Source organism: Niallia alba (assembly GCF_012933555.1).
GTDB classification, from domain to species: Bacteria; Bacillota; Bacilli; order Bacillales; family Cytobacillaceae; genus Niallia; species Niallia alba.
The window spans coordinates 1787527-1800788 of the sequence record NZ_JABBPK010000001.1 but is presented as its reverse complement, the minus strand read 5'-3'; the positions used below and the strand labels follow the sequence as shown (position 1 = coordinate 1800788).

Here is a 13262-nt window from a genome sequence, read left to right as displayed (position 1 = left end):
GCTATTACCCGCAGCCGGAATACACTTCGCTTTCCGTGGGGCTCGCGCTGAGCCTCCTCAGCTTCGCCTCCGGGGTCTCAGGCTGTCTCGCTAATCCCGCAGGAGTCTTCGTGTATTCCGGCTGCTCCATTTTTCCAACTAATTCTTTTTTTCGATTGAAAAAACAACAATCCTTTAGAAAACAGCCTTTAGAATAGACCGTTAAGTATACGCTTGCAAAATTCATAGAAAATATACTACTAGTCTTATAGCTTACTTACCAATGTGAATACTTTAACAAGCTAGCAGTTAATTAAATTATAAATTCCAGTATAAGGAATGTCTATTAATAACCTTGTACTTCTTTTTGTTACATTTATAAATTAAAAACAACGTATGGTTTCCCCCACAAGTCACAAAAAAACCCGTCAATCTTGACGAGTTTTTATTTGAAATGCTCTATCGATTATAATTCTAAATATTCTCTTGCTTTAATCCATCAATAATATTTTCTTTCTTAATTTTGCTAACTGAATATAGCATAGCTGCCGCGACAATGATAAATATTGCAATAACTACAAATAGAATACTCAACCATGGAAGCTCAAAGCCATATTCAAATGTATTGCTTATGGACCAGTATAGTGCTGCTATGACTCCAATACTAATTGGAATACCATACATCAATGCTTTTATCCCATAAAAAATACTCTCAAAATAAATCATTTTATTAAACCCAGTTGGCGTCATTCCTACAGAACGCAACATTGCAAATTCCCTTTTTCGTAAGGAAATACTAGTTGAAATCGTATTAAAGATATTGGCAATACTTATTAATGATATGAGGGAAATAAAGCCGTACATAAAGACAGACATGATCATAATCATCTGTTCTGATTGCTTTCGATCCATTTCCACATTGTAAATATACATAGAGCCTGTTTTTAAATCTTCTAATTCCTCTTGCGCTTTCTCCGGATTATCACTGTTTAAATATAAATTGTAGTCCATATTAATAGTTTCATCTTCAAATAATTTCTCTGCTACTTCGTTAGAAATAATCATCGTAATGGTTCGATAATTATTAGAACTTATTCCCATTAAAGTTTCATCTGTAAATAAGCCAATTTGAATCTTATTAAAAAATTCTTCCTTGCCACTGTCTTCTCGATACATATAGAGATCAATAGAATCACCTGGTTTTGCATCAAGTACTTTTTCCTCAATAAATTTCTCTGCATATGGATCAAAATAAGATGCAGTCTCAAGCACAATACCTTTTGGAACATCTGAATTTAAATATTCATTGCTATTAAAGCCTGCTGCTTTAGCGTAATCTTTAAACGAGGAATCCGATAAAATAAAGAAATTCACATTAAATGACAGTTTACCATCATCTAACATCGTATTATCTTTCTCTACCGATTTTTTATTATTTTCACTTAATACATCCTTAGCTAAAAAGGTTGTTACATATATGTTCTTAATTAAATTACTTTGTGTAATACTCGGAGCATTTGCTAGAGGTAGCAGCTCTTCCTCTGTACTATTTGAACCAGCAGACACAGCAATATCGTAGTCAATATTTTCTTGTGATAGTTCCACTGACTTTTTCATATTATCTGAAAAAAAGGAAACGGTTAAGAAGAGTAAAATACTAATAACTAAAGAAAAAACGGTTGTTTGATATCTTCGTTTATTCCGTTTTAAATTTTTCAGACCGATTTCCGCTTCTATCCCGAATAGCTTACGCACAAGTTTAGAAGTTTTCACTTTTTTTCCGGATAATTTGATATCTTGTGTTTGTCTAATTGCATCTATCGCAGAGATTTTTGATGCTTTTCTAGCTGGTAAATAGGTTGAAATAAAGATGGTTACAAGTGAAATGAGAATAGAAAATAGGATGGAAAAAGGTGTAACCACTACATTTAATCCTTCTGCAGTGTTTAAAGCCTCTTGAAAATACTTATTTATAAATGAGAATGTAATTCCAATTCCCACTAGCCCAGCAATTATTCCTAAGGGAATGCTGATTCCACCTATAACTGCACCTTCAAAGAATACAGAATTTCTTTTTTGTTTCTTAGTTGCCCCTACGCTTGAAAGCATTCCTAAATGCCTTGCTCGTTCCGAAACACTAATAGCAAACGCATTGTAAATCAGTGCTACAGAACCAATAATGATAACAAGGATAATAATACCTAATAAAGAATACATCGTAAGAAGGAGATTATCATTCGATGATACTCCATAATAACGCAGTAACTCACTATTATAATTAACTTTTTCAATGTTTAATTTCTTAGCTAAGGATTCTGAATCCTCATAAATAGACTGCTTTACCTTTTTCATCACAACACTTGCATTTATACTACTATTACTCGTTAATTCACTTTTGTCCATGTAATTAACAATGGTATAACCTGGTGACCAAGTAGGTTCCCAAGATGGACTTTCCATGATCCCGACAATTTTAAATGTATAAGATTTTACACGTTGGATTTCCTCAACATTTTCTCCTGCTTCATTCCTTTGCAAAGGATCTGTTTGTGTGAGGATTGAATCTTCTTCCTCTAACTTAAAATGCCTTTCCCCAATACTAACTTTTAATTCGTCTCCGATGACATATTCTCTTTTCGCATTCTTCACCATTTCATCTGATATAATGATTTCATTAGAGGCTTTGGGATACGTTCCTTCTTTTAATGTAATCGGAAACTGCGTAAGTCCTTGTTCATCATATTGTCTAAAAAATAAATACGGCTTATATTCACTTTTTGAACCCTTCCAGTCCGCATAGCCTAGATCATTAGATAAGATTACCTTTTCTATTTTTTTATCCTCTTTTATCTCTTTGACTTGCTCACTATTAACTCCTATGAATTGTGCATGCCACTCTCCGTCTCTTGCCATACTATCTCTTTTTAATAAATCAATAAAAGAAACACCAAGTGTCGCAACAGCTGTCAGCATACTAACAGAAATAATAACACCAATGATTGTTACGAGTGTTCTTCGCTTATTCTCCTTTAAATTTCTCAAAGTAAGTTTATTCATAATGTTCATGGACGAATCACCTCATTTTTGGCGATTTTTCCATCTTCTACAGAGATAACTCGATCAGCTTGTAATGCAATCCGTTCATCATGCGTAATAACAATTAGTGTTTGATTATAGGTTTTATTAAACATTTTTAATAGTTCCATAATCTCTTCACTATTTTTACTATCTAAATTCCCCGTCGGCTCATCTGCGAGCATAATGGCAGGATTACTAATTAATGCACGTCCAATCGAAACGCGCTGTTGCTGTCCGCCTGATAATTGGTTAGGAAGGTGGTCTAATCTTTGTTCTAGACCTAATATAGAAACAATTCGATTAAATTGTTCTCTATCTACTTGATGATTATCTAATAAAAGAGGAAGCGTAATATTTTCTTCCACCGAAAGAATCGGGATTAAGTTATAGAATTGATAGATTAGGCCAATTTGTCTTCTTCGAAAAATAGCCAATTGTGTTTCATTTAATTGATAAATATCTGTATTATCAACAAAAACTTTTCCGCTAGTTGGTCTATCTACTCCACCTAACATATGAAGCAAAGTTGATTTTCCCGACCCAGATGGTCCTATAATTGCAACAAACTCACCCTTGTTAACAGAAAAGGAGACATTATCTAACGCTTTAACAGCTGTTTCTCCTTTCCCATACACTTTAGACAGATTATCTATTTTTAAAATTTCCATTTTATCGTCCTCCTATTACTTGATGCTCTTAGTCTACCTGTCTAAAGTGACTCTCGAGTGACTTTAAAGTGACAATTTAGTCACTTTGGTAGGAATAGGTGGTAGGTTCTTTTATGCTTTGTTCTTTTTTATGAGGTATGGTGCTCATTTTTTGATGAACGCTACTGATTTTCCGCAAGTAAAGTATCTTTAATGTCTATAAGTTCTCGATTTGCTTCTAATTCAAAAAGTTGAATTAATAGATTTGGTTGTATTTTAATTAATTTAAAATCAAAAGTGCTAAGCCAAACCCAAGTTATTCTCTCGTTAGATTCGGTTTTATTTATGATTTGCACTAGGGTGTTTTTTTCTCCATGACTCCTATCCTTTTTAAGCCATATGTTAATATAGCCCTCATTGTTTTCTTTATCTGGCTTAACGATGTATTTCCCCCACTTATTATTGACTATTCCTAATTTTGCTAATATGAATAAGATTACTCTAATTATTGTTTCAAATTGACAGCGTAGTTTTAATGGTTTGAATCTATGTTTTTAAATGACTTTATTATTTATCTACATATTAAACATTGTTGAAAAATTGCTAAAGAAAAATATTAATTATTTTTAAAGAATGAAGTTTGTAAATTATAATACTTAATTTTAAACATCGTCTATAAAAGTAAAAAAGTAAAATCGACTACGCGATTTCACTTTTTTACTTTTATAGACGATTTATGTCCCAGCCTCACTTAAATAATTCTAAAACTTTTTATCGTAAGGTACAGTATTTGATTTTACCTAAACCATACTAATAAGTTACATTCACTGTTTTTATCCCCCAATTATTCACACAACTTGTTCCATTTGCAGTAGTTCTTCCTCCCCAATATACATCAACAAAGTAAGGAGTTTGCTTCCATTCTATATCACCTGTATCATCTATTCGAAACCTTGATGTATTTCCTACTCCAGGTATAGGTGCAGGTTTACTTATAGTTACCCATGTGCCCCAAGGAATTTTTGGAGGTGCACTTTTATCATATTTAACATTAACTTGAGAAGCTGCAGTTACTCCCGCAACATAATTATATCCTTGCCTAGAAGGTTTTTCAGTAAGTGGATTTGCTAAGTAACAAGTACTTGTTTGATTAGTTCGAGTTACTGCTCCTGGTTCATTTGGAAAGAGATATATTACTGAAAGTAATACAGTAGTAAGAATTAAAAACCCTTTGTAAACTTTATTCTTCATTTTCTTCTTCCTCCTCTACCCAATTAAAATTTGGTACTGTAGATAAAAATAGTTTGCCGGATATAACAGTGACATTTGTTAACAGTTGGTCATCAGGTAATATTATTTCTTTTTTTTGAGTACTTACATCACCTCCTTCATTAAGGATATAAGAAATGAGTTTATTATTGTTTAATACAAATAGTTCCTCCGGTTTCATGTTCCTTGTTTTATCTATAATTAAAGTTTGATAGGATTTATCTACTTCTGTTATGTTAACTTTTTTCCATTCTTGAGATTTATTATTAAAAATCCAATAACTTGAAGGGGTGCTAATAAACAATTGATCTCTGATAATTTCAATTTGTAATATTGCATCAACTCCATTTGGTAAATCCAATTTTGATGATTTCTCAATTTTATCCTTGTAAACTTGCCCTTCTGCTAAAGCATAAATACTACCTAAACTGTCTAACTTAATTTGATTTACATTTCTTTTATTCTCTATTTCTTTCCAGTTTTCTCCTTCATCTTTGGATAAATATATTTTATTTTCTGATAAGACTGCTACCACATCCTTTAGAACATTTATATCTATTAACTGCTTTCCATGAAAAATAACATCAATTTCTTCTGTCAAAATGTTGAACTTTTTTATAGAATCATTTGTCGCCACTAGTGTTGCATTAATTTAAATTCACTATTAAAAATACTCAAAATGTTCAATATTATTATTTTGCGCAAAGAAAAAGTCCTTTATAATGGATTAGTCAGGTGGTAACCCGTCCAAATCCACTAAAAAAGGACCATCACATGGACAAGATTACACGAAAAACTTCATTTGGACAATGGTTTTCACCTATAAATCTTCAATTATTTGAAGAAAACGTGAAAACGATGAAATTAGATTACTATACGAAAAAATTAACGACAGAGTCATTTCTAAAATTACTACTTTTTGCGCAGCTACAAGAAATTGAAAGTCTGCATGCGCTGGGTGATTGTCTTTTCGATGACCAGCTTCAAAAAGGGATAGACCTTGATTCTATTAGTATTTCTCAGTTGTCACGGCGGTTAAACGGCATAAACCCTGATCTATTTCAAAGGCTTTTCCTTGATTTAGTGTCACAAATTCATGCCAAAACGCATTACACGAAACTCGTGATGCCGTTAAAAATCATTGATTCAAGCACATTGCCACTTAATTTGACCAATCATAAATGGGCTAAATTCCGCAAAACAAAAGCAGGTGTAAAGTTACATTTGCGCCTTGTGTTTATGGAAAAGGGTATATCCTATCCTGAAAAGGCCGTTATGACAACGGCAAAAGAACATGACCGTGGTCAGCTTGAAATCATGGTGGATGACAAGGAATGCATGTATGTGTTTGACCGTGGTTATCTAGACTACGAGCGCTTTGATCGCATGACTGATGATGGCTACTTCTTTCTTTCACGGCTACGCAAAAATGCAGTCATACGGAACGTTTACGATTTTAAGCTACCCAAGGATACAGCTGTTTTATCAGACCAAATGGTGTTGATAGGTACGACTCAAAACCGTGCTGAAAATTACTTTCGGCTTCTAAAAGTGATGGACTCAAAAGGAAATGAACTTCATTTAATTACAAATCGTTTTGATTTAAGCGCCGAAGAAATTTCAGAAATGTATAAATCACGGTGGGCAATTGAGCTGTTTTTTAAATGGATCAAACAACATCTCAGCATCAAAAAGTTCTACGGTCAAAGCGAATGGGCGATTCAAAATCAAGTATTTATCGCACTAATTGTTTTTTGCCTACATGTTCTCGTGCAAATCGAGACCAGAAGCAAGCGAAAAACCTTACAGATTAGCCGTTATCTAAGGGCTGCATTGTGGAAACCAGCGAATGTTTGGCTTCGAAAGATTGAAGGAAAAGCCATCCCTTAAATATGCAAATTGTCGTCGTTGCAAAAGTCTAATTGTAAATAAATTTCCAAATGGATGGGGCCACCTTTGATTGGGTATTTACTTTTTTGCCTCTAAACAGGGAAGGTGAGTAAACTGAAAATTATGACACTATTTATGCAACACTAGTGATTTGTCGCAATAAAAATAGTATTATTTTCCATATATTTATCAGAAAACCAAATTTTACTTATATGTTCTTCGTTAACATTTATCAATTCCCAATTTGAACCTCCGTCCTTTGATATTTTTAGGAATGTTTTTGATAAAGTAGAACCTGGTTTTTGGTATCCCCATATAGCAATTGTTTTGTCCATTTTAAAATTAGGAGAGAGGTCTGAGCCAATTACTGCAGATCCTTTTTCAGTTACTAGAAGTACTTCAGAAGCGTTCTCTTTATAGTAACCGCCACCCACAGGAAGCTGATGTTCAGATTTAATATAATTACTTGATTTTGCATTGTAATGTATTTTGGTAAAATAACCGTCTACATTAGTTCCATAGACTGATAATATCGGTTCACCTTTTTGTTTATTTGTTAAAACAAAATGATACCCTATAGCGATATTACCTGGTGCTAAATCGAAATTATCTTTTGCATGTTTTATCAAATCACTACTATCTACTTTTATATCTTTTGGATCAATTAAAATATCTAGGTTTATGTTCCCAGATGTATCATTAAATAACTCAGTAATCTCTCCGTTTTCAATTGTCACATAATAAGGATTTCCATTTTGAGAGTTAACGTAAGTGAGATTCCATTTATTTCTCTTTCCATTGGAACCTATATTTTTAAATGATTTTAATTCATCATCCACACTTGTCACTTCAAATAACTTAATATTAGGCCCAATTTCATTTTTAGCTTTTTTTAATCCCAAATTAATCGCTTGTTTTATTGTTAATTCATGTTCCTTAGTTTGTGAATTGGATTCTTGTATTATATAATTTGCAGTTGAATTACTAAATAAAATTATAGAGCCCCAAATAAGAAAAATAAGAAAAGCAATTATTGCAAACATATTTGTTTTATTAATTTGCATTAAAGTTCACCTCAAAAAGTTTAATTTACCATAATATACTAATTCTTCAACCAACTTAAAAAACCTCTATATTTTATCAATTTAGTAATATTTCACTATTATCCTTTCTTATGAAAAAAAGAACCCTGAAAATCAGGATTCTTTTAGCGTGATAACATATTCCATACATCTTATACCACTAATGATTTTTGAAATAAATTAAATTTGAACAAGATAAGAATATGAAATTTTTAATTAGGTAAGTTGTAGCCTAGTATTTTGATAGCGAGCTTCAGATAATTAGATTAGTATCACACAAAATTCATTTTATAAATTCCGAATGTTCAAGAACTAATGTCAACAATAAAAAAGTGCTGAAAACTCATTCGAAAAATGTATATTGGACCAATATTAAAGACATATTAGGTATAAAACTAATCTAGGTGGTGCTAATAAAGTGAAAAAGCTATTAACCGTTGCATTAATTATCCTCTCATTGTTGTTTATCATTCCTACTAATTCCCTAGCGCAGAATAACGAAAAAATACTTACTGATACCTTTTTAACAACTTTATATCCTTATATAAACAACGCTGTAACTGGTTATTATGGTCAATTAACACAATTTTCTCCTGCTGATGCTAAAGTAATAAGCATCACTAGAAAAAACGAGGGGGGATATGATTTTGATGTTGTTGTAACTATAATGCCATTTGAGAAAGCTCATATCTACTTAGGAACAGACACTGTAACTATGAACGTTAGTGCAGCAGGAGTTACAGTTATAAATTATTCTCATAAAAAAAGTAAATATGAATAATTGAGGAAGATGTTACCCCTAAATAACTATTGCAAGATCTACGCCACACAGAGTATAGTGACTTGCCTTTTTTGATGCTTTTCCTGAATATCCTTTTAACATTATGATTAAGCTAAATTAGCTAATTAATGCTACCCACGTATTCAATTATCGTACTAGAATTCTGGATTATACTGAAAAGAGTCTTCTGTAAATGACAATTTTATTAGCCAATCATAACGCTGAAGATATATACCCCTTTTATGTAATGTAGTTTATAAAAGGGATATGGGAAATTAACACTTCAATTAGAGGAAACAATTAGAGAGCTTCGATTTCAGAACATTAAAGTTAGAAGAGAAAAAATCTAACTCAAATGAATTACTCCATTAAATAAAGCAAAAGCTGATTTCTACAACAATGTGGAAAATCAGCTTTTATTTACGTTTGTTATCTTAATGTAGGTTTAATGTAAAATGTTGGAGTTATACCTAAAATATTTGCCTAGACATTTAAGGTGCTGTTTATATAGTTGCAAAAAAGAAAATTAATTAAACTTTTTTACTAACCTACATCCGTCTTCTTTGTCACTAGCCGAACAAGAACAAACGTTCTGTTATTATGTAATTAAAGGTCTATTAAAAATAGAATTAGAGGTAGTGTTAAAAGAATAAAGAGAATAGAAAGCAAAAGGGAATTGTTGCTCATCAATATAGTTGATAAAACCATATAAGAGAAAATTGAAAAAAGTAAAACTTTTTCTTTTATCTTTGCAGTTTTTAGCTTTCATTCCCTCTATGAACACCACTTTTCCTTGCAGCTCAGCGGATTCTGGCTTTCATTCCTTCTATGAACGCCACTTTTTCTTAAAGCGGAACAATTTTCAGCTTTCATTCCCGCTCCTAGATACCGCTATCCTCACTAAACCACCTGTTTATAAAACTTAATATGAAAAGTAGTCCCTTCCCCCACCTTACTTCTAACCTCAATATCACCATGCTGGCTTTTGATAATGCTATATGCCATCGCTAATCCTATGCCGATGCTATCTTCACTTGCATTTTCTCCCTTATAAAATCGTTTAAAAATATAAGGTACATCTTTCTTGGCGATACCTTTCCCATTATCCTGAATGACAATTTCCGTAAATAAGACATTTTCAGAAAATCGAATATGTATTTCTCCGCCTTCATGGGTATGCTCCACACAATTTTTCAAAATATTGATAATTGCTTCCACTGTCCATTTAAAATCGCCAATATAAGTAACATCCTCGTCTCCTACAATCCCAAAAGCCTGTCCCTTGATATCCATCGGAATTAATACTGGTTCCACTGCCTTATAAAGCAGTTTTTTTACATCAACTTGCTCCTTTTTAAATAGAATCGTACCAGCATCCATTTTCGATAATTTCAGCAAAGAAGAGACTAACCACTCCATTCTTTCCAGCTGTATTGATAGATTATTCGTAAACTCGCGCCTTTTTCCCTCTTTTAAATGTGGATCACTTAATAAATCAGTCATCATAACCATAGATGTCAACGGTGTTTTTAATTGATGGGATATATCTGAAATCGCATCAGTTAGCTTTAATTTTTCCTGACGAAGAAGCGCACTATTTTCCGAAAGCATTAAGGTCACTTTATAGATATTATTTTTTAAAACACTCAGCTCGCCCTCCACATTATCACGAATATCTAAGCTTTTATCCCCATTACTAATTTGCTGCAAGTAACTCGAAAGCTTTTCTATTTCCTTGTATCGAAACCTTGTAAATTGATAAAAGCATCCGAAAATAATGATAATAACTATAAGTAAAAATATTGTGACAGAAATGGAATATGCAATAATAGCATACATAATTGCTACTGTACTAATGAGAGCTAAAACTGTTGTTAATATCTTCACTTCTCGATTACGAAGCATGTTAGTCACCTACCTTATAGCCCAGACCGCGAATAGTTTTAATAATAGTCGGTTTTTGCGGATTATCTTCTAATTTCTCACGCAGCCTTTTGATATAAACAGTTAAGGTATTGTCATTAACAAAATCTCCTGCTACATCCCATATGCGCTCCAATAGCTGTGTTCTTGTTAATACTTGTCCTAAGTTATTAGCGAAGATAAGAAATAATCGGTATTCTAGTGCTGTAACTACTACTTCTTCATCCCTTTTATAAATCTTTCCTTCCAATGTATTAATTCGAATATGATCAACTTCAATAACCGGAGTATTTTGTTGCTGCTTATTATAGCGTCGCAAAACAGATTTAATTCTAGAAAGTAGCTCTCTTAAGCGGAATGGTTTTGTAATATAGTCATCTGCTCCCATATCAAGACCCATAACAACATTTACTTCATCATCTAATACAGTTAAAAAGATAACAGGCTTATCTGATTTACTTTTTACAATCTCGCATAACTCATACCCAGAACCATCTGGCAGCGACAAATCAAATAGACATAAATCGATATTTATTAGCTCTTCTTCTAAAGTCTTTCTAGCAGATTTTGCGTCATGACAAGTAATTGTTTCATATTTTTCACTTTGTAAACTGTATTCTAAACCAGAGGCGATGGTTTTATCGTCTTCAACAAGTAGTATCTTCATTATCTACTCCCATAAATTTTTCTTTTTTCTGTATTATTCTAAACGATTGAAACAAGGAGCGAAAGTGATTCTATTTTTTCAAAAAAATTCTCCCCTTTAAAAAAGATTCCATTTTAGTAATTAAGTTTAGCATATGATAATAAATGCTCGTGAATACTAAAACAAAATCACTTTAAAGGAGTATGAAAATGGACACGCAAAAACCACTAAATATACGTTCAACAAACACAAACCTTAGTGAAAAGCTTACATCAGCAGAGTTGGGTAAACTTTGGGCGACTTATAGGGGGAACAGCATGTCTACATGTTTTCTACACTATTATTTACAGCACGTCGAGGATATAGATATAAAAAAATTACTAGAAGAAGCGTTTACATTAACTACAGAATTCTTAAATACTTCAGAAGAAATATTGAAGAAAGAAAATTTCCCCATACCTAAAGGTTTCTCTATAGAAGAAGATTTGAACCCCCAAGCCCCTCGTTTGTTTGAAGATGAATTCTATGTTCATTATCTTAAATATGCTGCTAAAGCAGGGATGAGCATTTATAAAGTAGCCATTCCACTTGTTTTTAGAAAAGATGTAGAAGAGTTTTATAAGTATTGTATGGAATCTACCATGGCTTTAATGGAGCAAATCAAAGAAGTATTAATGAATAAGGGATTTATTCGTAAACCGCCTATTATTCCGATACCAGAAAAAGAAGATTTTGTTGAGAAGGATTTTTTAAATGGATATGTTGGACATGTAAGACCTTTACATGCATTAGAGATAGCCCATCTTTATGATAATATTGAAAATAATGTTGCTAGTAAAGCATTAATAACGGCATTTAGCCAAGTTACCGAACAAGAAGAAATTCGTGATTTATTTAAAAGAGGCAAAAACTTCACACATAAGCATATTGAGTTATTTGTCGAAAAATTACATAAAGAAGATTTACCAGCACCATCCTATCTAGATCATTTAGTAACAACTTCTACTGATACTCCTTTTTCCGATAAATTAATGTTATTTCATAAAATGGATATGTTTTCCATGATAATTAGATCCTTCGGAAACTCAGTAGCTGTTAGCGGAAGACATGATTTAGGAGTTATGTATACAAAAGGATTACTTCAAATTAGTAAATTTGCCGAAGATGCAGCAAAAATTATGATTGATAATGGCTGGATGGAGCATCCACCTTACGCAGCCGAGAGGGATAAGTTAGTTAAATAACTTAAAATTATGATTTTTCTGTAGGAAAGAAGCTGGGACATAAGTATTTTCAACCAAATAACCCCGAACGATTATACGTACAGACTAAGAAAAGTTCGTATGGCGTCTGATAATAAGTATCAGGCTCAATGTCCCAGAGAATCGTATCTATATTTGCTTGTTTTAAATAATATGGAAGTCCAAATAACTTCTTCCCATTTGGTGGTCTAAAATCTATTTCACCTGTGAAACCTGCCTTTTCAATTAATTGATTTGTTTCTTCCACTTCTTTCTTTATAAAAGCCTGTGATTTAAAAATCATCCGTTCATGAGAATATGTATGATTTCCAAGTTGATGTCCCTTTTCCACTATTTTCTCTGCTAATTCAGGATTTCTTTCTATCTCATTTCCAATAAGAAAAAAAGTAGCTTTTGCGTCATAAGTATCTAATAATGCTAATATGTCATCCACATTTTTTGTTGGTCCGTCATCAAATGTTAATGCAACTACTTTCTCCTTTGTCTCCACCTGATACGTTAAGCCCCCAAACAATTGAAAAGTCCGCGCATTCATTAATTTATAGGTAGCAACTAAAAGAAGAAACAGAACCAATAATCCTATTAATATAATCCATATTTTTTTCATTCTAACAGCCTTTCTCTCTATTTATTTAACCACTATCCATTATACGTGTCCCCTTCACCAGATACAAAAAGGAGAAAAATGAATAGTCATTTTTCTCC

The 13262-nt window shown here is 32.4% G+C and carries 10 protein-coding genes and 1 pseudogene; 3 read left to right on the top strand and 8 right to left on the bottom strand.

Annotated features, from left to right (window positions below):
- Positions 1-453: 453 nt before the first annotated feature.
- From HHU08_RS08655 to HHU08_RS08640, 4 genes are all read right to left on the bottom strand, one after another.
- Positions 454-3045, bottom strand: a complete 2592-nt coding sequence (locus HHU08_RS08655) for an ABC transporter permease (protein ID WP_169188290.1) — start codon at positions 3043-3045, stop codon at positions 454-456.
- Complete coding sequence (locus HHU08_RS08650; protein ID WP_169188289.1) at positions 3042-3725, bottom strand: ABC transporter ATP-binding protein; 684 nt, start codon at positions 3723-3725, stop codon at positions 3042-3044. Before HHU08_RS08650 ends, HHU08_RS08655 begins: the two co-directional genes overlap by 4 nt.
- Before the next feature lie 789 nt (positions 3726-4514).
- A complete protein-coding gene (locus HHU08_RS08645; protein WP_169188288.1) occupies positions 4515-4955 on the bottom strand; it encodes a hypothetical protein in 441 nt (146 codons plus the stop codon).
- Positions 4945-5574: a hypothetical protein gene (locus tag HHU08_RS08640; protein ID WP_169188287.1), complete on the bottom strand. Its 630-nt coding sequence runs from the start codon at positions 5572-5574 to the stop codon at positions 4945-4947. Before HHU08_RS08640 ends, HHU08_RS08645 begins: the two co-directional genes overlap by 11 nt.
- A 173-nt stretch (positions 5575-5747) precedes the next feature.
- Between HHU08_RS08640 and HHU08_RS08635 the strand changes: the two genes are divergently transcribed.
- Complete coding sequence (locus HHU08_RS08635) at positions 5748-6863, top strand: IS4 family transposase (RefSeq protein WP_169187985.1); 1116 nt, start codon at positions 5748-5750, stop codon at positions 6861-6863.
- Between the two features lie 143 nt (positions 6864-7006).
- Here HHU08_RS08635 and HHU08_RS08630 read toward each other — a convergent pair whose 3' ends face one another.
- A complete protein-coding gene (locus HHU08_RS08630) occupies positions 7007-7927 on the bottom strand; it encodes a hypothetical protein (protein WP_169188286.1) in 921 nt (306 codons plus the stop codon).
- A gap of 436 nt (positions 7928-8363) precedes the next feature.
- On the opposite strand from HHU08_RS08630, the gene HHU08_RS08625 reads away from it, so the two are divergent.
- On the top strand, positions 8364-8726 hold the full coding sequence (locus HHU08_RS08625) for a DUF3888 domain-containing protein (protein WP_169188285.1): 363 nt from the start codon (positions 8364-8366) through the stop codon (positions 8724-8726).
- Between the two features lie 900 nt (positions 8727-9626).
- Here the strand turns inward: HHU08_RS08625 and HHU08_RS08620 are convergent.
- Positions 9627-10631, bottom strand: a complete 1005-nt coding sequence (locus HHU08_RS08620) for a sensor histidine kinase (protein ID WP_169188284.1) — start codon at positions 10629-10631, stop codon at positions 9627-9629.
- Between the two features lies 1 nt (position 10632).
- A complete protein-coding gene (locus HHU08_RS08615) occupies positions 10633-11316 on the bottom strand; it encodes a response regulator transcription factor (RefSeq protein WP_169188283.1) in 684 nt (227 codons plus the stop codon).
- A 188-nt stretch (positions 11317-11504) separates the two neighbouring features.
- Here HHU08_RS08615 and HHU08_RS08610 point away from each other — a divergent pair, with 188 nt between their 5' ends.
- Entirely contained in the window at positions 11505-12539 is a 1035-nt protein-coding gene (locus tag HHU08_RS08610) for a DUF3231 family protein (RefSeq protein WP_169188282.1), read from the top strand.
- Between the two features lie 103 nt (positions 12540-12642).
- Here the strand turns inward: HHU08_RS08610 and HHU08_RS08605 are convergent.
- Positions 12643-13164 (bottom strand): annotated as a pseudogene (locus HHU08_RS08605) (polysaccharide deacetylase family protein); the annotation flags it as partial.
- Between the last annotated feature and the right edge of the window lie 98 nt (positions 13165-13262).